This window comes from Shewanella sp. NKUCC06_TVS (genome assembly GCF_019345515.1).
Lineage (GTDB): Bacteria > Pseudomonadota > Gammaproteobacteria > Enterobacterales > Shewanellaceae > Shewanella > Shewanella oncorhynchi.
This window is the reverse complement of sequence record NZ_JAHKQX010000004.1, coordinates 13,667-38,293: the sequence shown is the minus strand read 5'-3', so window position 1 is coordinate 38,293 and position 24,627 is coordinate 13,667. Positions and strand designations below refer to the sequence as shown.

The window sequence follows — 24,627 nt, the reverse complement described above, 5'->3', positions numbered from 1 at the left end:
ATATAACAACCTATAGCGTGCCCTATGACAAATCAATACACCTCTGACGCCATTGAAGTTCTCAACGGACTCGATCCTGTTAAACGCCGTCCAGGTATGTATACCGACACCTCCAGACCGAACCATTTGGGCCAAGAGGTCATAGATAACAGTGTCGATGAGGCATTGGCTGGTCACGCGACAAAAATTGAAGTTGTTCTACATACAGATAACTCCCTCGAAGTCACTGATGATGGCCGTGGTATGCCAGTGGATATCCACCCAGAAGAAGGCATTCCTGGGGTTGAGTTAATTCTGACCAAATTGCATGCTGGCGGTAAATTTTCGAATAAAAACTACCAGTTCTCCGGTGGTTTACACGGTGTCGGTATCTCGGTGGTTAACGCTTTGTCGCGCCGTGTCGAAGTCACGGTTCGCCGTGATGGCCAAGTGTATGACATCGCTTTTGAAAATGGCTTTAAGGTTGAAGATTTACGCCCAACAGGGACCTGTGGCCGTCGTAATACGGGGACTCGAGTGCATTTTTGGCCCGATGCGAGCTATTTTGATTCGGCTAACTTCTCAAATTCAAAACTGATTTATCTGCTGCGGGCTAAAGCGGTACTGTGCCCAGGTTTACGGATCAAATTTACCAATAAACAGACAAACGAAGTCCATGAATGGTTCTATGAAAGCGGCCTAACTGATTATTTAAAGGCGGCTATCGGTGACAATTTAAGATTGCCAGAAGAGCCGTTTGTCGGCTGTTTTAAGGGCCAGCTAGAAGCCGCAGATTGGGCCATTACTTGGTTGCCAGAAGGCGGTGAATCCATTGGCGAGAGTTATGTTAACTTAATTCCGACTCCGCTCGGTGGTACCCATGTGAATGGTTTCCGCCAAGGTTTATTGGAATCGATGCGCGAATTTTGTGAGTTCAGAAATTTAATTCCCCGTGGCATTAAACTTTCACCCGAAGACATTTGGGATCGCGCCGCGTTTATATTGTCGGTGAAGATGCAAGAACCGCAATTCGCTGGTCAAACAAAAGAAAAGCTTTCTAGTCGCCAATGCGCTGCTTTTGTGTCTGGTGTTGTGCGTGACGCATTCTCACTCTGGTTGAACTCAAATACCGAGTTAGCTGAATCCTTAGCCGAAATGTGCATTAATAATGCCCAGAGTCGCTTAAAGGCCGCCAAAAAAGTGGCCCGCAAAAAGGTGACTTCGGGACCTGCACTGCCGGGTAAGCTGACAGACTGTAGTGGCCAAGATCCGATGCGCGGAGAGTTATTCCTCGTGGAAGGGGATTCTGCGGGTGGTAGTGCTAAACAGGCCCGCGATCGTGAGTTTCAAGCCATCATGCCGCTGCGTGGAAAAATCTTGAATACCTGGGAAGTCGATGCTTCGCAGGTGTTAGCTTCACAGGAAGTCCATGATATTTCGGTCGCGATTGGTTGCGATCCCGATAGCAGTGATATTTCTGAATTACGTTATGGCAAGATTTGTATCCTTGCGGATGCCGACTCAGACGGACTGCACATTGCTACCTTGTTATGCGCGCTATTTTTGAAGCATTACCGTATCTTAGTTGAGCAGGGTCATGTGTATATTGCTATGCCGCCGTTGTTCCGTATTGATATCGGCAAAGAGGTTTATTACGCCTTAGATGAGGCAGAAAGAGCGGGTATTTTAGACCGTATTGCCGCTGAGAATAAAAAGGGTAAGGTACAAGTCACCCGCTTTAAGGGCTTGGGTGAGATGAATCCTTTACAACTTCGTGAAACAACGATGGATCCAAACACCCGTCGTTTAGTACAGTTGACGATAGATGACATCGAAGAAACGGATGCTTTGATGGATATGTTGCTCGCTAAGAAGCGTTCGCCGGACCGTAAAAACTGGCTTGAAGATAAGGGTGACATGGCTTTACTTTAATGTTGTGCACTATTGCCGATAACAATAAAACATAGGCATAAAGAAAATTACAATGTTGTATATTAAAACTAATAATTATAATTGCTTAAAGGTGTTTTCTGCCGGTTTTACACTCTTAGCGAGTGTGACGTTATTGCTCTGCAATAGCGCCTTTGCGGGTTCCCAATCGATCATGATTACCGTCGCTAAGGGGTTTGGTTTATCGCTTTATGCCTCGGATATTGGCGATGCTAAGCAGATGGCGATGGGGGCTAATGGCACTTTATTTGTCGGTTCTAATAAGAGCGGCACTATCCATGCTCTCGTTGATGGTAATCAAGATGGTCGTGTCGATAAGCGCTATGTGATAGCCAAAGGGCTTGAATCACCCGATGCGATTGCATTCCACAATGGTGACTTGTTTGTCGCCACTGAAAATCAAATAGTGCGCTTTGTTGATATTGAGCAAAGATTGCGCCGCCCGAGTCGACCCAAAGAGATTTACAGTGACTTACCTTACTCAGAGAAGAAAAGTTCTCGGGCAATTAATTTTGGCCCAGATGGCCGTTTATATGTGTCTATTGGTGCGCCCTGTAACGTCTGTGAAGCGCCAGTGCCTTACAGTAGTATCATAGCGATCAATGTTGATACTGGCGCGAGTGAGCAGATTGCGGCTGGTGTGCGTGATGCAAGTGGATTTGATTGGTCGCCAATAGACAAAAAATTATGGTTTGCCGATCAAGGCCGTGATTGGATGGGGGACAACTTGCCACCCGATGAGATTAACCGCATCGATGTGATAGGGAGTCATTATGGCTTTCCTTATTTACATGCCAGTAGTGTTGTCGAACCTGCCTATGAAAAACCGAAAAACTTAAAAATCACTCTGCCAATGTATGAGTTGCCAGCCCATGTTGCACCCACGGGACTTGCATTTTATCGCGGCAGTCAATTTCCCGATATTTACCATAATCAGTTGTTTGTCGCCGAAAATGGCTCGTGGAATCGTTCGAGTAAAGTTGGCTATCAAGTGGTGATGTTGAAGATTGAAGATCAAAAAGTGGTGAGTCGTGAAACGGTTGTTAGTTTCCTTGACGGTGAATTTCCCGTTGCTCGACCCTTTGCGCTGTTATCGGCATCCGATGGTGCTATGTACATCTCCGATGATTTAAAAGGTAACGTGTATCGCTTGTTTTATAAGGGCGATAGTACTGAAGAAACACAGGAACTAGAAGAAAATGAGTGACGCTATCAAGTTAAGTCTCGATGGGGTAGAGCAAATGCCATTGCGGCGCTTTACCGAAGAGGCTTATCTGAACTATTCCATGTACGTCATTATGGACCGAGCCCTGCCACACATTGGGGATGGACTTAAACCGGTACAGCGTCGAATTATCTATGCGATGAGTGAGTTAGGTTTATCGGCTCAATCTAAGCATAAAAAGTCGGCCCGTACGGTTGGTGACGTATTAGGTAAATACCATCCTCACGGCGATAGTGCCTGTTATGAGGCTATGGTATTGATGGCGCAGCCATTTTCATATCGCTACCCGTTAGTCGATGGCCAAGGTAACTGGGGTGCCCCCGATGATCCTAAGTCATTTGCGGCTATGCGTTATACCGAAGCACGTCTCTCTAAATTCTCTGAAGTGTTACTCAGTGAACTGGGACAAGGTACGGTTGAATGGGGTGCTAACTTCGATGGCACTTTGAAGGAACCTAAAGTACTGCCTGCACGTTTACCGCATATCTTACTCAATGGTATTACTGGTATTGCCGTAGGTATGGCGACGGATATTCCGCCGCATAACGTGAGAGAATTAGTCTCCGCCTGCGTAGCATTGCTCGATGATCCTAAGCTTGAACTCGAGCAATTGATGGCCTTTGTACCAGGCCCTGATTATCCAACTGAAGCCGAGATTATTACCCCGTCTGCCGATATTGCAAAAATTTATGAGTCGGGCCGTGGGTCATTAAGAGCACGTGCGGTTTACACTGTCGATGGCGGTGAAATCATTATAACGGCGCTGCCGCATCAAGCCAGTAGCGGTAAAATCTTAGAGCAAATCGCCGGTCAAATGCAGGCGAAGAAATTGCCTATGGTGGCCGATTTACGCGATGAGTCGGATCATGAAAACCCAGTGCGTCTTGTGGTGGTGCCGCGCTCCAATCGCGTCGATTGCGATCAACTGATGGCGCATTTGTTTGCCACCACAGATTTAGAAAAGAGCTTTAGAGTTAACTTAAATGTGCTAGGTCTCGATGGGCGTCCGCGAGTTAAAGGGTTGAAAACCTTATTAACTGAGTGGTTAGAGTTCCGCGTTGATACGGTTAAACGTCGTTTAGAATATCGTTTAGACAAGGTGGTATCGCGGTTACATATACTCGAAGCCCTAATGATCGCTTTCCTCAACATTGATGAAGTGATCGAGATTATTCGTTTTCACGATGATCCTAAAGCCGAGTTGATGGCCCGTTTTTCACTCAGTGATAAACAAGCCGAATCGATCCTCGAGTTAAAGTTACGGCATTTAGCTAAGTTAGAAGAATTTAAGATCACGGCCGAACAAAATGAGCTTGAAGCCGAACGCGAAAAACTGGAGCAGTTATTGGGCTCAGAGCGTCGCTTGAAGACGTTGATCAAGAAAGAATTAATTCAAGATGCGGAGACCTATGGCGATAATCGTCGCTCGCCAATCGTATTGCGTAATGAGTCCAAAGCATTAACTGAACAAGAGTTAACGCCGACAGAAGCCGTGACTGTTGTCTTATCTGAAAAAGGTTGGGTGCGTTGTGCTAAGGGCCACGATATCGATCCTTTGTCGCTCTCCTATAAGTCTGGCGACCAATATCTATGTAGCGCGATGGGACGTAGCAATCAGGCTGCAGTGTTTATTGATTCGTCTGGGCGGGCTTTTGCGACTGATAGCCATACTCTGCCATCGGCTCGCAGCCAAGGTGAGCCTATTACTACTCGCTTCAATATGGCACCTGGCGAAACCATGCAGCATGTGTTGATGGGTGAGGAAGACCAATGTTACTTGTTAGCAACGGATGCGGGTTACGGTTTTATTTGTTCATACAACGATATGGTGTCGCGCAATAAAGCGGGTAAAGCCTTGCTGAGTCTACCAACAAACGCTAAATCATTAACGCCTAAGTTGATCGACCGCACTAAAGAAATGTCACTGCTAGCGATCACAAACGAAGGGCGGATGTTACTGTTTTCGCTAGAAGCGTTACCGCAATTATCCAAGGGTAAAGGTAATAAAATTATTGGCATACCAACCGAAAGGGCCAAGAGTCGCGATGAACTTATGACACATTTACAATTAGTGCCGAGTGATACGCCGGTTACCTTGTGGGCAGGTAAGCGCAAACTCACACTGAAGCCAAGCGATCTTGAGCATTATCGAGGTGAACGTGGTCGTCGTGGTGCAAAATTGCCTAGAGGATTACAACGTGTCGATAGCGTTGAATTAGGTGACGGTGGTGATGCTTTAGCGAGCATCTAATGCTTTGTAATGGCTTCAATGCTATAAAGAATTAAATGGGTTAACTAAAACCACCTCAGTTTGGCTTAGGTGGTTTTTTATTTTTGGCGCTTTTGGATTAGATTTGAGGCATAAAAAAACCTACTGTATTACTACAGTAGGTTTCTATTATCTCTTAGGTAAGAGATTAGAAGTCGTAACGTACGCCTACAGAGAATACGTTGTCATCTTGTAGATCTGTTTTAGCATTAGCAACAGTAAAATCACCACGGTACATAGCGTATTGACCATAGATCATAGTTGATTTCGCTAAGCGATAATCAGCACCAATGTTGAAGTTTTGGAAGTTGATGTCATCAGCACCTTTTACGCCGCCCAGTTTAGTGTAAGCGCCACCTAAACCAGCTTCATCAATGCCGTATTCAGCCTTCAGGTTCACACCGTTCAGATCATAAGAAACGTTAACAAAGTAAGTGTTACCTTCGATGTCATTGTTCACAATATCTTCAGAGTTTTGGAATAAACCACCAACTTTGAATTGACCGAATTTTGCTTGGCCAACTAAACGGTATGCATCAACACCCGCAATGCCTTTGTTATAAGCCACTGCAGCATAATAGTTTTGCTCTTTAAACTTACTGTCACCCAATGTCGCGCTTAGTGCGTATAAGCTTTCATTCGTTGCTGGGGCTGGTTTACCGTCGATTAGCTGATCGTTATTATCATCAAATTGATAGTTAGCGTTTAATGTTACTAAGCCTGCAATTTTTGGCGAGTAATACCATACACCATCAGCACTACGAGTTTGTGCAGTGACTAAACGGTCGATATCGGCGTTAGTGTTACCGAAAATATCCACAGCACCTTCGGCTTGTTTAAATACGGTATCGTTACGACCCACTAACACAGTACCTGCGTTAGTTTTTAAACCTAAGAAAGTGTTACGTGCTTTGAAAACATCACCTGCACCAGAAGTGTTTTCAACTTGGAATTCCATTTGATAGATAGCTTCAAAGCCATCTGCGATTTTTTCTGAGCCTTTAACACCTAATAGAGAGAAGTTGTTTTCTAAATAAGTGCCTGCGTTATTCTCATCGGCATAGTTTGCTTCTAAGCCGTTAGTACCTGATTGTAGAGTGGCACCTGTGTCAGTATGGGTTAGAGCAAGCTCTAAACGACCATAGAAGCTTGGGCCTTCGGCTAGCGCACCGAATGAAGCCAATGCCAATACTGATGCAACTGATGCAGAGATGAATGTCTTTTTCATGTTTTGTGCTCCCTCGAACCTAAGTTCTTATCCATTTTTCATGGTTTTTGTGTGGTTTAACGCATTTGCTACCTGAGTCGGTAACAAAGTTGCCGCCGATTTTTACAGTTTTACGACTCGCAGGCTGTGGCGCAGATCATGTTTTTGGCTCTCCTTGCCTATATTCGGGCCATTTCTGGGATCTTTCCTTATATCTTGACTGCAAATTTACCTGAAAGGGGTAAAACTCTATTTTTCACTTACTACTTAAGTGGTAGGTAAGGCGGATTGCCTTAGATAGTGCGTCGGCGAGGGTAACTGTAGCATATACTAATGCTGTAGCAAGTCTGTCATATTGGTTATAGATTTGTGTTTGGGGGCGATATCTAAGCAGAAAAAGCGGCCGAAGCCGCTTTTTTATCAATAAATAACCTTGGGGTTAGTTGATTAATCTATTTAAAAATCAACGCGTAAACCGACAGTAAAGATGTTGTCATTCAGGTCTTGCTTCACATCGGCCAACATAAGATCACCATCGAAGCGCGTGTAGTGACCATAGACCATAGTCTTAGTGCTCAGGCGGTAATCAGCCCCCACACTGAACTGTTGTAGGTCAACATCACGGACCAGTTCTAGGCCACTGTTGTTTTGGTCGCCAACATAACGGCTCACGTACTTGCCTAGACCTGAGTCATCTTTGCCGTACATAATCTTTAGTTTTAAGTCGCCAATTAAGTAGGCTGCGTTGACAAAATAGGTATCGCCTGAGAGATTGGCAAACTTATCATCTATATGCTCACTGTGTTGATATAAGGCACCTAAGATTATGTCACCGAATTTAGCTTGGGCCACACCACGGTAGGCTTCGACGTTATCAATACCATCACTATAGGCGGCAGCGACATAGTAGTTTTGTGCTTTAAAGGCTTTATCCCCTAAGGTGGCGCTCAGAGCATACATTTGATCTTTGCTATACACGTCGTTGCCATTGCTATCCACTTGGTCATAGTTATCACTCATCAGATAAGTGGCATTAAGCGTCACGAGATCGGCAATTTTAGGTGAATAGTAAGAAATGCCATCGGCTGAGCGTGTTTGGCCTGCAACCAGTAAGTCGATATCAGCATTGGTATTACCGAAAAGATCGAAGCTACCTTCAGCTGATTTAAATACGGTATCGTTACGGCCTACTAAGGCCGTACCTGCGGCACTTCTGATCCCTAGGAATGTATTACGGGCATTGAAGGTTTTATTTGAGTTGTCAAAGTTTTCGACACCAAATTCCATTTGATAAATGATGTCAAAGTAAGGGCTTACAGCTTCAGAACCTTTTACGCCTAACCAAGAGAAGTTGTTTTCAAGAACAGTGCCCTCCTTTTGGTTTTGAGTTGCATAACCTGTGTCTGAATTGGTAATGGCAAGATCAGCATGACCATAGAATTCAGGGCCATCGGCGAGTGCTGTGAATGAATAGAGTGTGAGGCTAGAAATAATAGCCGTCGTCAGTAGATTCTTTTTCATTTTCCTGTGCTTATCGCTGTTATATGCATTGATAACTTCAGTATCTATGCATGCTGTTGAGCTTTTATGCGGCAAAGTCTGCACAGACTTGAAATGATAAAGTGTGATCTTGATCAAGTTTCATATAAAGGATGGCTTATTCAACATATTGTTTTACAAGTGAAATACATGTTTTTATTAAGTCGATTACCAAATGACTCGGTGGTAAATGATGGGCCTTTGCTTTTATTACACTCATTTAGTATTCGTATCCCTTTGCATCTAGTGTTTGGTGGCTGAGGATCTGATTTCGGTTTATGTCGATATCGTTTAGAATCCACGGCACATTTCTGGTGTTGCTTTTAAGCTGTCCCAGCTGGTGTCTACTGGATGCTAGTGCAAGCGCTCCTGCTGTTATTGGGTAATATAAGGTAAGTATTTATGACTGAGGCCTATCAAAATCGATTTGGCGGAATTGGCCGTTTGTATGGACAAAAGGCGTTGGCTAAATTTGCCACATCTCATGTGATGGTGATTGGCATTGGTGGCGTCGGTACTTGGGCGGCAGAGGCCTTAGCGCGGAGCGGCATAGGGCAGATAAGCTTGATAGATTTAGATGATATCTGTGTCACTAATACTAACCGACAAATACATGCTCTTAGCTCCACCATCGGCGGTTCTAAAGTTGCTGTGATGGCACAACGGATCCGTGAAATTAATCCTGATTGCCAAGTGAATGAAATTGAAGATTTTATTACATTGGATAATCTAGGCGAGTATTTGCTTGGAGCTAAAGAGGGCGGCAATATTGATTATGTTATTGATTGTATTGATGCCGTTAAGCAGAAGGCTGCGTTAATTGCTTGGTGTAAACGTCAAAAAATTAAGATAGTGACAGTGGGCGGTGCGGGCGGACAGACAGATCCGACGCAAATTCAGTTAACTGATCTCGCTAAAACCTACCAAGATCCTTTGCTAGCCAAAGTGCGTAATATTTTGCGCCGCGAGTATAACTTCTCTAAAAACGTGCAACGCCGTTTTGCTATCGATGCTGTTTTTTCCAGTGAGCAGTTAGTGTATCCCCAAGCCGATGGCTCAGTGTGCGGTACTAAAGCGGCGGCTGATGGCAGCATGAGGATGGATTGTGCTTCTGGTTTTGGGGCTGTAACTATGGTCACTGGGACATTTGGTTTTGTGGCGGCAAGTCGCGTGTTAGCGCGATTGGCACAGCAGGCTCAAGAGGCGGTTTAAACTCTTAACCTAGATTCAGTCTATGCATCACCGCTTTCAAGGGCGGTGATACCCCTTAAATATTATGTAATTTCATTAGGTTATAGCTAGATATAAAAATCTTGTTGATTATTGACTGGTTCACATTGAGTGTATGGAAATTTAATATCAAATTGTGGGCCGCCTAGTTTTGAGTCTGCGCGATAACTCATAGTGCCTTTCAACAGTGTTGCGGCATTAAAGGCCGCTGATAATCCTAAGCCAGTACCACCTTTATTACGATTTGTAGTAAAGAAGGGTTCGAACATGTGCTCAGCAACATCGGCTGGAATGGCTAAGCCATTATTTTGAATGCTGATTTGAATTGATTCTTCATCCAAAGTCGCACTAATGTGGATAAGATTGTCTTCATGTCCTTGGAATGCATGAGTAAAGGCGTTCGAGAGAATATTACTAACAATTTGATTTAACAAACTGATATTGGTTTTGATATTGAGTGTAGGCTCCACGTTGATCTCCGTTGAGGCGTTAACATTGGGATGCATAATTAATGTCGATTCTAGGATTTCATGTAGCTGCTGGTTTAGATTACAGCATTGGTGTTCTTCATGACTACGATCGATGGCGATCGTTTTAAATTTTTGAATTAAACTACTGGCTTTAGTGATATTACGGACAATGAGTTCACAGCTTTCTTGGTACTCATTAAGTATTTCATTTATCTCATCTAATGTGGCTTGATCGCTGTGGATCAGGTCGATCAGTTCTTCAATATGGCTGAGTTGCGCACTTGCCGCCGTCAAACAAATGCCAATTGGGGTGTTTATCTCATGGGCAACCCCTGACACGAGTCCACCCAAGGCAGCCATTTTTTCTTGCTCAACTAAAACCTGTTGTGCTCGTTTTAGTGCGCTAAGGGATTGTTCTAACTCTAGTGTTCTTTCTTTTACTTGCCTTGCGAGCTCTTCTTTATAGCTACGTTCTAGCTTGAGTAGCCGCTCTCTATCTTCTAAGGCTATTTGCAGTTCCGTCTTAGAATTCTTTAAGGCGCTAAATGAGCTTCTAAGTTGTACTTGCATGCTATTGATGGAATCGGCGACTTGTTTGAATTCATCAATTTTTTCATGACGGTCAAATTGTAGTGGCTCGTATTCATGGTCTATGTCGATATTTTTGCAGTATTGGCTGAGTTTATCTAAGTGTTTAGTAATGTTGAACCACACTAAAAATAGAATAAACCCAGCCACTAAGAAGGTTTTAATGCCATTAGAAAGCAGAATGATAATGGCCTTATCATACAAGCGTTGATAGATAGCATCGACATCGACTTGTATTTCGAGTGTGCCGACATTGATGTTTTCAGTCGGTGATTTATAGACTAAAGGAAAGGTTTTATCTAAGGAGTGTTCTTGTTTTTGCTCGCCTGCATTCCATGCTTGGCCGCTGTCATCTTTAATCGAAATATAGTTAATATCGGGCAGCTGAATTAGCCCATTGAGCTGAGTGTTAATGAGCCGCTCGTCAATAACCCAAATACTGGCGGCGAGTACATCTAAGTTCACCTTTTCCATGTTGGAAAATACTCTATCGATACGCACTACATCATTGCGATAATCACTGATCAACTGATACGCAGTGGTGATTAAGGTGATAACAGAACTAAAAAGTACAATAGACAGGGTAAGGTGCCTGCCTATGGGGCTTTTGATAAGTTGGCTAAAGAATGTCAGCATCTTAAATTTTCTTTATGCAATAGCGGCTTGAGATGCTTATAAGCATAGACCTACAGATCCAGAAAGTGCATTTTCTCGCAGATAAAATCAACGAAATATGTCTTCATTTGTGGCATTAAATTTGCTTATTAGCCGATAAGTTCAATTTTTTGTCACTGGGATAGCACTATGTTTAAACTCAAGCTGGATTCAGTTAAGTTTTTTAGCCCGAAGAAAATGATGTTTAGAGTCATGCTGTGGCTTATGGTGAGTTGTTCTGTCTTACTTCTTATTCCCCCTAATGTGCTGGCAGTGCTGGCGCTCGATAAATTTGTGCCAGAACATGCACAGTTTGTTGGATTAGGTCTAATCGTTTCTATCGCTTATTTTTTGAGTCAATTAATTAACTTAGGCTTAGATGAGTCTATCCGTCATTTAAGTGATAAGCGCGTTATTGAGACGATTGAAGCTAAAGTGAATCTACTTGATCCCGCTGAGCGAGCTTTAGTGAGGGAATTCTTTCTTCAAGGCGCCACGATTTTGACTCTGCCGCAAAATGAACCCGCTGTAAAAAGTTTAGTGAATGCCTGCATCTTAGAAAAGCTCGGTAACGAGCGCCATTATGCGATTCAGGGACCGACCGCCGACTATAAGATTGCCATGAAAGCGCGTATGTACCTCAACCGTGATGTGCTGCGTTTGCCAGCAGGTGAGCCGAGCCAAGAAGAAATGCAGTCGTTGATTAAGGCGCGCCCGCAATTTTTGAATGGATTAGTACAAAACAGAAAACACGCAGCATAGGCGTGTTCTATCTCACTCGGATGAGTGCTAGCTATGGTTTAGTTAGCATTTTTAATATGCGAGACAACAAAAAAATGGGGGTGATAGAACCCCCTAGATTTTGCATTTATACAAGAAACATGAAGAACAACTGGAGCAAAAACTATGGTTTCGGTGCCGACTTCACAATGAACATCCAAGTGATATAAGACACTATCCCTATTGTGCTAAAGATAACGATCATTGAAAGTAAGCCTATGGGGTTACCAAACATTAGATCTAACCAAAATGCCATGACTGAAATCCTCTTTCCTGTGAAGTCCTCGCTAAATTAGCGGTATTCGATAGCTAAAATACTGATCTCGATCAATAAAAAATCGACATAGGAATACAAAGTCATAACCCTTAGTTAACTCTGTGATCTTGGTCAAATTTAAGAGTATGCTTAACAGCGACGAGTTCAAATAATTTAGCTTTGTTTCTTCTTCCGTTAGCGTCTAGGATTAACCTATTCAACTCGATCGATATTCAGTTAACGCGCTATTCCATTTATTCGTTCTTGTTTTTATATGAAGGCGCGATATCAGTTTTTTAAAGGAGTAAAAAATGGATTCTAAAAAAAGTCACAAGGATTCAATGGGATATAATTCTATCTTTGCGCCACTATTGTTGCTGATTTATCCCCTCTATTGTTTGGTGATCACAGGGCACTTTGTTGCCATTTTGTGTTTAAGCGCGCTCGCCGCCATTTTAATGTTCAACATCAATAAATTAATTCGTAATTTGAGACAACTTGAGCGTGCAGCACACCACTTAGGCGAGGGAGATTTGAGTTATCAATTGGAAGAGAAAGATGCGGGTGTGTTCATTAAGGTAGTACATAATATTAATCGCATGGGTGAGGATGTCAGCCGTACGATTTTGTCTTTATCTGATACCTGTGAAGGGATGAAAAAAGTCGCCTCGGATATCAAGGTTATCAGTGAACAGGCAAAGCAAGGCGTGTTAGAGCAAGAGCATCAAACTGAACTGGCAGCCAGTGCAATGACGCAGATGGTTTCAAGCGTACAAGCTGTATCGCAAAATGCAGTGAGTGCTGCGCAGGCAGCTGATATTGCCCAAAGTTCTGCTAAGCGCGGTGATCAAATCATGAATGGCATAGTCACTAAAATTGGCGCTATGTCGCAACAGATCCATGATACTCGAACCGTGATCGAGCACTTGGCCGCCGACAGCAACAATATCAGTAGCATTATTGAAACCATTTCGCAGGTGGCCGAACAGACCAATTTACTCGCCTTAAATGCTGCCATTGAAAGTGCGAGAGCGGGTGAACATGGCCGCGGTTTTGCTGTAGTTGCCGATGAAGTACGTAATCTCGCTAAACGAACATCCGAAGCCACGGTTGAGATCCAGCAGCAAATCGCCGCATTACAAAAAGGCGCACAACATGGTGTTGAAGTCATGTTGAAAAACGTGGCGATTGCCGACGAAACGGCTGATATGGTTGATCAAGCTCACAGTGCACTCGGGCAGATTGTCGCTCAGGTGGAGACCATTACCGATATGTCCCACCAAATCGCCACGGCATCGGGACAACAACATACAGTAGCAGAGGAAATTAATAAAAATATCAGTGTGATGGCTGAGCTAGCCCTGAGTAATGCCTCCCACACCAACAACACTAACTTATCGAGTTTGAAAGTGTATAACATGTCGCAGGAAATCGGCTCCTTGCTGCATCGATTCCATGTGAATGCGGCATTCTTTAATTCGAGTCAGGCGCAAAATAAACTCTTTGTGAAATGGGGGCCTGAGTTAGACATAGGAATGCCTGAGATCAATCGTCAACATCAGCGCTTAGTCTCATTGATCAATGAATTACACCGCACATTAAATGAAGAGTATGGACTCGAAGCCATCAAACGTATCGTGCAAGGATTAGTGGATTACACCGCCAATCACTTTGCCTATGAAGAGGAACTCTTTGCGCGTTTTGGTTACCCTCAAACTGACAGCCACAAGGAAAAACACGGCAAGTTAGTTGGGCAAGTACTTGATTTTCAAAAGCGGGTTGTTAGAGGTGAAGATGTTGCCGACGAATTAATGGCTTTCTTGAAAGCTTGGTTGGTAAACCATATTCAAAAAAGTGATAAAGAATATACCGCTTTTTTATTATCACATGGCGCAGAATAACCTCAAGAGCATGATTTTTGAGCGGTTAAATGCAATTTGTATTAAAGTCGCGGCAAAAGACTTGCCATTGTCATAAGCAAAGGTATAATTCCCAGCACTTAGAGACAGCCAGTTGTTTTGATTGCTTCTAAGTGCATATTTGATATGCCAGTGTGGTGAAATCGGTAGACACAGGGGATTCAAAAGTCACAGTGTTTACGGTTTAGTGTCACTAAGCTGATGATATAAATAGTTATTTTTAAAAAGTTCACTTGCAAAGATTTGCAAAGTTTTATAGATTGAAGATTATGCCAGTGTGGTGAAATCGGTAGACACACGGGATTCAAAATCCCGCGCCCTTAAAAGCGTGCCAGTTCGAGTCTGGCCACTGGTACCACTTCAAAGCCGACCTTAGCGTCGGTTTTTTTGTATCTAAAATTCAGTCATGTTAGATACTTACCAACTCGCTACCTTGCTAGAGTTCATCATTCACCTTCCTGCAAAGCACCACACTGGGCATGCTTGCCTAGGTCAAATCTTTAATGGTGGTTGTTTTCCCATTCTCCATCACCGACTTAATCCCGTTATCTCTTGCAGCAGTGCTCGAATAGATTTGGCTGGTGCCAATGATTTGATGGTTGGCTGCTTTGAGGTTGAAATAAGGCTTCTCGTTTTTAGCCACTTCTTTGGCATATCGGGCTTCGATTGGGGAGTTGGTTTGCACGGATTCAATACCGTTCAACGCGCCACTCTTACCTGTGTAAAGCTCGCTGGTGAGAATGACCTCTCCATTTCCCGCCTTTAATACAAACTTAAATTGCTCATTACTGCTTTTGCTTAATTCATACCATCCTGACATGGGTTTACTCCTTATTCTTTAAAACAGTCCATAGCGCAAGCAAGACATTTCCTGCTTGAGCATCAGTGTAGTCGACTTTAGCGTGTTTAATAGGTGACTTTTACGGCGGTTTTGAGTGTTTTGAGGGTTAATCTGCCGACACACTGACATTAAAAACCTCTAACTCCTGCCAATAGCACAGGAAGTTTTGCTCCCATATCGGGTAAAACTCTACTGCAGCTTCAATGACTAGTAGGCCACTGATGCTTTGAAATACGCCGCTGCTAAAGTCAAAGTCCAGTTCTTTCACTAATTCCCATTGTCCCTGATAGCCGACATAGCAAAAGTCGGTGATGTAGCATAACTGCCATTGCTCGGCGTGTTTCTCTAGCCTTATTTCCACAGGATGAAAGCCACCCCGTTGTGGGCTGTAATCTGGATCACGAAAGTTAATCGTTACGGCATTGTCGGCTTGGTTACTGATAAACGGGGTTAATGCCAATAGCAGTCTGTCAGAGACAGGCAAGGCCAACTCTTTGTTGATGGTATTCATCTTGTGTCCTTAGTCGGTATTAGAATAAATCGGAGTGGGTTTCACGAAGGCTGGTAAAGCGGTTAAGGCCAATAATCACATGGTCGAGGACATTGATGTCCAGCACTTTAGCGCACTCAATGACTTTACGGGTGAATTGGATATCGCTAGTGCTTGGTGTTGGATCGCCTGAAGGATGGTTATGAACAAGGATAACGCTGGGCATATTCAGAATAACGGCCGTGCGTAACACTTCGACGGGTCGCATACTGATGCCGTTCACGGAACCTGTCGCCACGACTTCTACGCAATTAATGGTGTGCTGGGTTGTCAGGTTTGCCACGATAAACATTTCTTTGGTTTCATGCTTAAGGTAGTCAAATACCTGCGCGGTATCTTCAGGCCGTGTTATGGCTTGCTCGGCTAAGGCGCACTGGGTTTCTTTGAACTGATATTTGACATTGATTTCACGGATAATCGCCATGGTCTATCCCTATTAGTGCTAAAGACTCAGGAGAGAAGGGACTTCCTTCTGCTCCTGATAGTGTGTGCATTACTTGGTGGTTTTGGCTGAGGTATCGCTCTTCGCCTCACTCTTTGGTTCTTTACTGGCCTCAGCGTTAGCCTTAGTTTTCTTGGTCGGGAACTTAGATGCCTTGAGGATGAACTCATCTAGCTCACCTTTCTCCACGGCATCGATAATCAGCTTGATGGTGTCAGGTAGCAGGGTTTTATCACCGACATCAATGGCGGGTTTATCCTTTACCAGTTCGATAGGCTTAATCCCGATACGGACTTCGAAGTAATAGTGACCTTCACTGTCGTAGTACCATGGGCGCACTGTGATACGGCGGCGTACCTTCTTACGCTCTCCTGTCTCAGGGTCTTTGACACTTTTCTCGCGGTAGGCTTCAAACTCGCTGCCTTGGATAAAGCATTCGGCCATATCCAATTGCTGCTTCAGCTTGTCAACCAAGCGGGTTCTTTTGCCGATGATAGGCGGCTTAACGGCAATTTCAGGGCGAGCGATAACCTTGAGCGAACTCAATAATGTTGTCATGGGGTGTTCCTTTTCGTGGTTTAGTGGGTTGTGCTGGGGTTAGTTGATAAAGCCAATGCGGCGCGTGGCTTGTTTACGGTTGTTTTCTTGCGTTAACAGAGTAATGGCCGTGGCTCTGTGGTTTTGGTTAGGTTGAAATAACATGCGCCTTGCTACGATAGCGAAGTCGCCGGGCGTTAATTGTTGTAGTGCGTGAAGTTGGTCTACTTCGGTTTGGGTTAACTTAGTGATACCCAATACTTGCTTATACAAGGTCTGGCGCTGGCTTTCAGTCAGATAGTCACAGGTCAGTTTAAAGTCAAAGCGGCGCATCACTGCGCTATCGATAGCGCTGAGTGCATTAGTTGCTGCAAACACAGGCATAGTGTTGCATTCAAGCTGTGACAGCAGTTCGTTGATGAGCTGCACTTCATACTGCGCTTGAGCGCTCTCACGCTGACTGAGCAAGCTATCGACTTCATCAAAGAGCATCAGCTTCTTTGTTCTGTGCGCTTCTCTAAACAGCGCTGCAATGTTCTGCTCGCTCTCACCGACATACTTACTGAGTACATCAGAGCACTTGATGTGCATGATATCCATACCGTGGGTTTCAGCTAAGTGATGTACCCAACCTGTTTTACCTGTACCTGGGGGACCATTGAGTAACACCCTAACAGGCAGACTGTTGGCTATTGCGGTATCGATATCACTGATAATGGACTGCGCATCTTGTCCGTCGATGGCGTTAAGGTTTAAGCAGCTCGGCTCAAAACTAAGCTGGCCTTGATATTTAGATGCTGGCGGCTCTTCACCACAGGCTTCAAGGGTGGCATCAATAACATCCAATACCACGATTTCAGCCTCATCCCCTGTTAAGGCTAAGGTACTTGCCACATGGGCGGCGTTCGCAATATAAGCCGGAGCGGCATTAGATTTACTGGCTAACACCAAGCGAAACGCATCCGATACCTTGAGTGATTTGAGCATGGTTTTACTCATGGCAAAGCTAAAGGCTTCATCGGGTACAGGGATTTCCATCACTAACTTAAAGCGGCGTATGTAGCTTGGTTCAAGTTGCGATACATGGTTGGTAATCCAAATAGCAGGTACAGGATTGGTTTCCAGTAAGCGCATTAAGCCTTCTTTGGAGTAATGCTCATCGGCATGCTTAAACACGCTTTCGCATTCATCAACCAACAACAGGCTTTCATCTGAGCCATCGAGCAAGCTTTGCAGTAGATTAAGGTAGGTTAAGCGTTGGCTAGTCGGCTCTTTACTCAAGAACTCATCAGTGACTTTACCGTCCTCAAACTGCACACTTTGCACTTCCACTAAGCTGCGCCGCAGTGCTTTTGCCAAGGTGCGAGATAGCTCGGTCTTGCCTGTACCCGCTGCACCATAGAGCAAAATGTTAACGCCTTTAAGCCGCTGAGCCATGGCAGCCCTTAGATAGCGATACACTAAATCGGCATTCACATGCTCAAATTGCTTCAGCTTGAACTGTGCAGCAGGGCTGTGCTTGATAATCGGCGCGAGCAAGGCTTCACGGCGAGTGAGCTTTTCGGTCACCAGCAATACTCTAAACGGCTCCGGTATTCTCAACAAATGCGGTAGGAGTAATGCTGCTCCCTCAATAAAGCGATTACGGGCTAAAGGTTCTAGCTGCCCATGAATATCATCACTGCTGAGTCCTGTTTCTTGCTCTAACCAATGAATGAGGATATCCGCATCATGGTCAGCTAACAGATTAAGCAACTCTTTCAGCCCTGCATTGGCATTGAGCACGATGATAAGTACCATCATGGGCTTCATCGCGGCATCTAGCTTAAACAGTTCACACAGAAACCGCGCATTGTGCTGCACCGTTTCAGCCATTACAGGGTAATTATCCTTAAGTGGAAACAGCGCTAGAGTGCTGTCGATATCATGGTTAATACCATGTTGCAGCTTGATACCTACTAACGAGTTAATCGCATAGGACGGCATATACTGAAAGCCATAATCGACGGCTGACAGCAATAAGTCTTCGGCGATTTGAGTCGCAAGGTAATAGCAATGCTTAGCGTGTTTAGCGATGGGCTTGACGTTTATCATCGACTGCCGCGCCCCCGTTTAATAGGCTTTTCAGGCGGAATGTAATCCAGCATCGCAGCGGCTTGCTTCATAAACGCATGGTCACGTTTATCGTAAATGGTAGTGGTACTGATATCGGCGTGTCCTGCCATTTGGCGCACGGTATTGATATCCACGTTTTGCTCAAGCAAACGAGTTATAAAGGTTCGGCGTAAATCATGGGGCGATACGTTATCCACTCCTAGCTCATACAAGGTATCTTTAACTAACCGATACAAGGCCGTGGGGGTGGTTGGCTCGGTTAACTTAAGCTTGCCAGTTAGCGTCGATTTGCACACTAAATAACCCTGCTGGCGCTGACGTAACTTAAGCCATGCCAGCAGATTTTGCTCTACCCATTCAGGTAAGAACAAGGTGCGACTCTTGTTACCTTTACCCGCAGCCACTGTCAGGGTATGCAAGTTGGCATCATAGTCACTCAGCATCAACGCCGATAACTCACTGCGGCGCAATCCAGTACCCAAGAACAGGCTGAATATCACCAGATTACGGGTAGCAAAGACGCCTTTCTGAGCCCTAAAGTAATCCAATACCGCGGTCACTTGCTCGGTGCTTAACGGTGTACCTTGATGCTCACCGTGCTTTACTTGATTAATGGTCTGCAAGTTTGCGACTTGCGATAAATCGGCTTTGTTCATCAAGGCCGCCACTTTGACGATGTTCTTAATCGCTATCATGGCGCGGTTGATGGAACGCGCTGACCACTGCGCATGAGTCATCACGGCGCGTATTTGCAGTGCTTGTTGATAGTCAATCTGGCACAGCTTGTCATCGAGACTGTTTTCTTGCCATTGCATGAGTCGCGCAATACTGCGAATTTGTGAGCTGATAGAGCGCTGACTATTAATAGACAGGCGGCTCAAATACAGCGCATAAGGGGTCGCTGTAGTCATAGAGAACTCCAGTAAGTGTATTAAGTTGAATTGTGTTTAGAGGGTTGAACGAGAAGGGAAAAGTGATACTAGAAACACCTTCATAGTATCACTTTTGAGCCTAAATTTCAGCCACTGTTTTTGACACGGTTGGGGGCTGGGGAACTTCTGAATGAACCACATATTTTAATATCAATTGATATCTAGCGGAAGTTATAATTCAAGCTCACGTATTCTCCGCTTTAATTTCTCATTTTCATCCAAGAGTTGTTTGTTGTCTTCACTTAATTCTCTATTGACAGTACTTCTAATTTTTTTCAGTTTTTCGAAGTTGGTAATTTTGTTGCGCTTCAATTCTTCAATGATGGCGTGAATTATTTTACCAGTTTCACCTTTGTAGCCTTTGCTTTCACTTGTAAGTGCGTCTTTTGAATATCGCTCACTAGACGCTGAGCCAAATTTATTTAACTCATCAATCAGGGCGTACATTTCCTTAACGTCACTAACACCAAAACTGCTTATATGATCAAATAATATTGTGAATATTTTATTGTCACTGGTTTTGTTTTTCTTGCCACCTTTATCATGTTTTTTAAATTTGCCATCCTCATGTTTTAATCCAATAAAGCTAAGGATGTCATCGTATGTTTTATCGCTAATATAAAATTTATGCCTTTCTTCATCCTTAGCCTTTTGTTTTATACTCTTAGTCCATTTCAACCATGCTTCACCGAGTGAATCTTTTTCTAAATTTAGTGCATCAATTGTTTTATGTTTATCTACATCATCTTTATCGCTCTTTAAATCTGACAGTAGAGCACTGACTTTTTTATATTGTTTGTGCTTCTTCCCCATCTTTTTTAATAGTTTGTCTCCATCATTAATCCATTCTTCCATAGTTCTATCTCTGCGATCTCTACCCATATTAGCCCCTCCTTAAATTTATTTTACGAACCAGTTTACCAATTATTTTAGCTTGATAATTTAATCTGTCCATCGGTAATTTTTTAGCATGTTCATGCCATAAGTATCTGCTGTCCATGCTAAATTTATAGTCTGTCCATGCTATATTTTTCTTCGTTAAGCCAGATCTCAACTCGCTTTATTGCTTAGTGTATTCAGTTTCAGCAATGAAACTGTAGATTTGACTTGTTGTATGAGAGAATTAATCAATCCTTAGTGTAGAACGATATCTAGATCCAATGGATGAACTATCTTGCTCTAATCGTGTTTGGCTCTCTTTCGTCATTATACATTTCTGATGTACTGTGATAACCGCTTTGTAGCGAGATAAAAAGCAGTGGTTATCATCCTTAGATAGAGGTAGTATCTATTAGATAAATGCTCTTAAATGTCAGATCAATATTCAATTATATAGGTATTAGAGAATGAGTAGTTCTAAGCTATCTAAGAGTAATACTAAGTCACCTACTAGCAATTCCAATGAAAACACAGTCTTTAGTAATATCGTTCCGAGTAAGATTTTTGATGTATCACGTAATGCTAAATACCCATTAGTTCAGCCAGAACTTAATCGTAAAATAGCTAAGCTTACTAATCCAGTATCATTAAACTATACAACTAAGATCGCTAAGATTATGAGTGTGCTGCGAGATAGAGAAATAGTTGAGTACCAACAAAGTCTCATGAAAGCAGCTATTGATGACATCAGCGAAGATACAGTTGATATTGACTATATACGCATAGGCTTGAAGCTTACTCAAAATGACATAGATAAACTATTGGATAGTGAGGATGGGTTTTGTTTTGTTAGGAATTCAGAAGATAATAATAGGCGAACATTTTTAAAAATAAAAAAATCAAGTTTGCATTTGAAAATAAATAAAGATTTTTCTTATGAAAGTTCTGACTTTAAATCTACTTACATTATACCTTTTTACACTGACAGATATGAAATTTTTGTGGATGGTGATGATTATAGAGTGATTAATGTTCACATTGCTAATCTTAAAAATGCGCATAATAAGGACAGGGATCTTAAATATAACTGCGAGATCGAGTTTATTCCTACTCGGGTGGGTAATGAGTTAGTATCTTATATGTTGTATCAATTTCACTCTGTGTTACAAGTCAATCGCTATAATTCTTTGATGAAAAATGCGTTACTGCTGGAGTTGCATACTGGATATATTATGTATGGCGTATCTCAGCTATTCGGTTTTATGTTGACTAAAGATAATAGACGATCTGCATCTGAATGTTTACCCAAGCAAAGTAAGCGAGCAAAAGAAACCACCTATATTGGCGACCGATATCACCACCGTTGTGTCGCCTACGATAAAGTTCTTAAGGAAAATAAGGTTTTCACTCGTAAATGTCTTGAAGGTTTTAATACTCAATGGAAGGATATCGCGGATCAGCTTGATGGTATTGATGACTGGTTTCCTTCGCAGGTGTGTAGCTACCGCCTTGAATCTCGTAAATTCTTTGACCCTATAAAGGATAATGTCCTTCTTAAAGATATCGAGATTTTGGACTCCTTACTTAGTGATGTTCAGTTAATCAAACCTATGTATTTAGCCGAGATAGATGATGATGCTCTTGAGGCGCTAATCAAGAATAAGAGCCTAGCGAAAGTAAAAGACCTTAGAGATCTCATTGAGCAAAGGCATGGCAAGGGTACAGCTTGCTTTGACATAGATCGTGCCAACCTCGACAAAGCGCTGATGTTAAAATTGGAGTCAGTGTTAAAAGCCATTTTCACTCCAATCAAATTGCTCGAACCAACAAAAGGTAACTATCGAAATCAAGTAAATGCCGTACGTAAAGCCATTAAGCCGATAGTCGAATCAAACAAAGAGATAAGTCACAGTCCATCGGATATCGTTTCTTCTAATAAACGAGCTGTTTATGTCGAGGGATGCCCAGGTGCAGGTAAAACACGGCTAATTGTCGACAAAGTTAAGTTTCTATTGGACTCAGGAGTTAAATCTACATCTATTACCGTTTTAGCCTACACCAATCCAGCAAAAGAGGAATTTGAGTCTAGAATTAGGGCTTTGGATGTCGATTCAAAGGGTGTTGCAGTCGACACTTTTAGTGGTTGGTGTAACAAGTTGTTGAATAGGCTAGAGGGTGTTAAGAAGACAGCGCTAACACCTGATGAGGCCAAGAAAATGCTTACCAACATTATCTACGATGGCGGTGGCTATGATGATACGGAGATGAATATAGTTGATATCGTTGCTCAAAATGCATATTCAATCTTTGAGAGGATGGCAAATTTCGAGAACCAAAGTATCGATGGTGCTACAAAGAAGATAAATCCTGAATGGGTTGACGCTACTGAAACATTGCAAGAGTTATTTGATGTGTATGAGGCAAGGAAAAAGGCTAAAAATAAACGTGATTTCAATGATATGCTTGTAAATGTCAAGCAGCAATTAGATAGCAAAGCTACAAGAAAGCGGCTTAAAAGCGAACTTCAGCATTTCATTGTAGATGAGGCTCAAGACTGCAACTCAATTCAATGGGAAATTACCAAGCATTTGTATTCAGTTGGGATCAATGTCTTCATGGTTGGAGATCCCGCTCAGTCTATTTTTGAATTTCGAGGTGCTAAGAGTTACTTCCTTAAAAAGTTCGAGGATGTGTTCCCAACAAAAAGTGCTCGCTACCAACTACGGTTGAATTATCGTTCAACTCCTTCAATCGTAGAACTTGGGAATATAGTCAGGCGTAAGATTAGTCCTAACTTCTTTGGCTCTGAAAGCGCTGTCACTGGCGTGGAAGATGCGAAGCCAAGTGCGAAATATTGCTCCAATTTTGATGAGGCCTTAGCTTGGTTGGTAGAAGATATTAAGCAGCAAGAAACAGATGCTACTTGCCACTTAATCTTATGCCGCTATAGAGATCATATTTTGTTGATTAATGAAGCCATAGATCGTGCTGGGTTGAATAAGGAGTGGCAAGAAATAACACAAACCTATCATGGTGCAAAAGGTAAAGAAGCCGCTCATTGTTATGTGATAGATCCTCTTCTCGATGTAAAGGGACTCTCATCGTACAAAGAGGAATTGTGCAATACATACGTGGCAATTACGCGAGCGAAGGCTGCTATGACACTCATTATCAACAAAAATGGTAGGGCATTTTACTCTGCACTTAGTGGTAATGGAGGCAAAAAAGGGAGCATATTCCTTGATCTGCCGAAAAATCTTCTTGAGATCGTCGACTAGCTACATAGAGAATAAATGCCATGGGACAACGATACAAACGCAGAAACTACGCCTGCCAGATCATCTCTGACTTGTTTGTGATCGCTAGCCGCTCATCTTTGCCGTTATTTAAAATCAAGCCTGAACAAGAGAACTGCTTTTTGAATAATTGGCAACCAATCCTGAGTTTATTTTCATACACAGAACAAACGTACTATTAGAACTGGAAACGCTTGGAGTTGCACTGATACGTGTTAACGAACCTTGACTATTCTGTCCTGTAACAGTGGTTCGTCGGTGTACGGAAAGGATTGTGAGAGAGGAAAACGATCTCGCCGTAGTATATTAGGATGTCTAGAATTTGTCGATTAGCATCATACTTAGGGCATTCTTTTTTATGGAGTGTTGCTGTTTTGCGTCTTTTTCTAACATATTGACGTTTGTGTGGAAAACGTGCTTTATACCAAGTTTAAAGTATCGAACTTTAATTACTATCAATGGAATTGTGGGCTTGTAGCAGAGGGAAAGTAAATGAGTAAATTGCTAGAATGGAAGTTTGACGTCATCAATGATTCTCTTGATAAACTATTTGTTTTGGTTGAGAAAAATGAACATCCGCGGATGCTGGATGACTTGAATGCTTTTGTTAAAAAGACGGGCAAGCTTGAACTAGAAGACAGTTCATTCATGTCTATAAATGATTGGTTTGATTATTTAAGCCATGAAACCCTCAAAAGCTTTAAAAGGACAATGTACGAAAAACGTAGGAAGAAAATCCGCCTTAAACATGAGACTCAGGTGGCGCTTCAGACATTGAAGGAAGTACATAAACTCAAAAGTGTTAACGATGTGATTTTATATTTGTTGGATATATATAACGAAGGTTCAGAAATAGGTGGCCCAAGACCCTATGTGCATACTATGTCTGAATCATTGTACGATAAGTTTGATGAGCCAATTTTACCATTGTATCCCAGAGCTAGAGTGGCAATGTGCTCGTGATCGTTA

At 42.9% G+C, this 24,627-nt stretch carries 19 protein-coding genes and 1 tRNA gene; 9 read left to right on the top strand and 11 right to left on the bottom strand.

What is annotated here, in order from left to right; translation table 11 throughout:
• The first annotated feature begins 24 nt into the window (after window positions 1-24).
• Genes parE through parC form a run of 3 tightly spaced genes read left to right on the top strand, consistent with a single transcriptional unit; the run spans window position 25 to window position 5,405 of the window.
• Window positions 25-1,911, top strand: coding sequence for a DNA topoisomerase IV subunit B (parE, locus tag KO531_RS05550; RefSeq protein ID WP_105251473.1), 1,887 nt, complete (start codon window positions 25-27; stop codon window positions 1,909-1,911).
• 52 nt (window positions 1,912-1,963) lie between these two features.
• Window positions 1,964-3,136, top strand: coding sequence for a PQQ-dependent sugar dehydrogenase (locus KO531_RS05545; RefSeq protein ID WP_219250586.1), 1,173 nt, complete (start codon window positions 1,964-1,966; stop codon window positions 3,134-3,136).
• Window positions 3,129-5,405, top strand: coding sequence for a DNA topoisomerase IV subunit A (parC, locus tag KO531_RS05540; RefSeq protein ID WP_105251475.1), 2,277 nt, complete (start codon window positions 3,129-3,131; stop codon window positions 5,403-5,405). The genes KO531_RS05545 and parC overlap by 8 nt, the downstream gene beginning before the upstream one ends.
• A gap of 166 nt (window positions 5,406-5,571) precedes the next feature.
• Here the strand turns inward: parC and KO531_RS05535 are convergent, their stop codons facing one another.
• Entirely contained in the window at window positions 5,572-6,651 is a 1,080-nt protein-coding gene (locus KO531_RS05535) for a porin (RefSeq protein ID WP_219250585.1), read from the bottom strand.
• 435 nt (window positions 6,652-7,086) lie between these two features.
• Window positions 7,087-8,151, bottom strand: a complete 1,065-nt coding sequence (locus KO531_RS05530; RefSeq protein WP_219250584.1) for a porin — start codon at window positions 8,149-8,151, stop codon at window positions 7,087-7,089.
• Between the two features lie 420 nt (window positions 8,152-8,571).
• On the opposite strand from KO531_RS05530, the gene tcdA reads away from it, so the two are divergent.
• Entirely contained in the window at window positions 8,572-9,381 is an 810-nt protein-coding gene (tcdA, locus tag KO531_RS05525) for a tRNA cyclic N6-threonylcarbamoyladenosine(37) synthase TcdA (protein WP_131524107.1), read from the top strand.
• Window positions 9,382-9,467: 86 nt separating this feature from the next.
• Here tcdA and KO531_RS05520 read toward each other — a convergent pair whose 3' ends face one another.
• The gene (locus tag KO531_RS05520) at window positions 9,468-11,093 is read right to left on the bottom strand and encodes an ATP-binding protein (protein WP_105251479.1); all 1,626 of its coding nucleotides are present in this window, start codon (window positions 11,091-11,093) and stop codon (window positions 9,468-9,470) included.
• A 168-nt stretch (window positions 11,094-11,261) separates the two neighbouring features.
• On the opposite strand from KO531_RS05520, the gene KO531_RS05515 reads away from it, so the two are divergent.
• Window positions 11,262-11,873, top strand: coding sequence for a superinfection exclusion B family protein (locus KO531_RS05515; protein WP_105251480.1), 612 nt, complete (start codon window positions 11,262-11,264; stop codon window positions 11,871-11,873).
• A 142-nt stretch (window positions 11,874-12,015) separates the two neighbouring features.
• Here the strand turns inward: KO531_RS05515 and KO531_RS05510 are convergent, their stop codons facing one another.
• Window positions 12,016-12,147 (bottom strand): DUF3149 domain-containing protein, encoded by a 132-nt coding sequence (locus KO531_RS05510; protein WP_105251481.1) that lies wholly within the window; start codon window positions 12,145-12,147, stop codon window positions 12,016-12,018.
• Window positions 12,148-12,458: 311 nt separating this feature from the next.
• On the opposite strand from KO531_RS05510, the gene KO531_RS05505 reads away from it, so the two are divergent.
• Together KO531_RS05505 and KO531_RS05500 are read left to right on the top strand one after the other, a co-directional pair.
• Complete coding sequence (locus tag KO531_RS05505) at window positions 12,459-14,048, top strand: bacteriohemerythrin (protein WP_105251482.1); 1,590 nt, start codon at window positions 12,459-12,461, stop codon at window positions 14,046-14,048.
• Window positions 14,049-14,337: 289 nt separating this feature from the next.
• A tRNA-Leu gene (locus KO531_RS05500) sits at window positions 14,338-14,424 on the top strand.
• Window positions 14,425-14,553: 129 nt separating this feature from the next.
• Here the strand turns inward: KO531_RS05500 and KO531_RS05495 are convergent.
• The 7 genes from KO531_RS05495 to KO531_RS05465 all read right to left on the bottom strand — a co-directional run bounded on the left by KO531_RS05495 (window position 14,554) and on the right by KO531_RS05465 (window position 20,365).
• Window positions 14,554-14,886 (bottom strand): YegP family protein, encoded by a 333-nt coding sequence (locus KO531_RS05495; protein WP_219250583.1) that lies wholly within the window; start codon window positions 14,884-14,886, stop codon window positions 14,554-14,556.
• A 127-nt stretch (window positions 14,887-15,013) separates the two neighbouring features.
• Window positions 15,014-15,418 (bottom strand): DUF2787 family protein, encoded by a 405-nt coding sequence (locus KO531_RS05490; RefSeq protein ID WP_219250582.1) that lies wholly within the window; start codon window positions 15,416-15,418, stop codon window positions 15,014-15,016.
• 19 nt (window positions 15,419-15,437) lie between these two features.
• Window positions 15,438-15,881: a JAB domain-containing protein gene (locus KO531_RS05485; RefSeq protein ID WP_115335485.1), complete on the bottom strand. Its 444-nt coding sequence runs from the start codon at window positions 15,879-15,881 to the stop codon at window positions 15,438-15,440.
• Window positions 15,882-15,950: 69 nt separating this feature from the next.
• Window positions 15,951-16,457, bottom strand: a complete 507-nt coding sequence (locus tag KO531_RS05480) for a hypothetical protein (RefSeq protein WP_219250581.1) — start codon at window positions 16,455-16,457, stop codon at window positions 15,951-15,953.
• A gap of 39 nt (window positions 16,458-16,496) precedes the next feature.
• Complete coding sequence (locus KO531_RS05475; RefSeq protein WP_219250580.1) at window positions 16,497-18,530, bottom strand: AAA family ATPase; 2,034 nt, start codon at window positions 18,528-18,530, stop codon at window positions 16,497-16,499.
• Complete coding sequence (locus tag KO531_RS05470) at window positions 18,527-19,462, bottom strand: site-specific integrase (protein ID WP_219250579.1); 936 nt, start codon at window positions 19,460-19,462, stop codon at window positions 18,527-18,529. The genes KO531_RS05475 and KO531_RS05470 overlap by 4 nt, the downstream gene beginning before the upstream one ends.
• Window positions 19,463-19,654: 192 nt before the next feature.
• A complete protein-coding gene (locus KO531_RS05465) occupies window positions 19,655-20,365 on the bottom strand; it encodes a hypothetical protein (RefSeq protein WP_219250578.1) in 711 nt (236 codons plus the stop codon).
• A 464-nt stretch (window positions 20,366-20,829) separates the two neighbouring features.
• Between KO531_RS05465 and KO531_RS05460 the strand changes: the two genes are divergently transcribed.
• Together KO531_RS05460 and KO531_RS05455 are read left to right on the top strand one after the other, a co-directional pair.
• A complete protein-coding gene (locus KO531_RS05460; protein ID WP_219250577.1) occupies window positions 20,830-23,640 on the top strand; it encodes an ATP-dependent helicase in 2,811 nt (936 codons plus the stop codon).
• Window positions 23,641-24,150: 510 nt separating this feature from the next.
• Window positions 24,151-24,621, top strand: coding sequence for a hypothetical protein (locus KO531_RS05455; protein ID WP_219250576.1), 471 nt, complete (start codon window positions 24,151-24,153; stop codon window positions 24,619-24,621).
• Window positions 24,622-24,627: the final 6 nt, after the last annotated feature.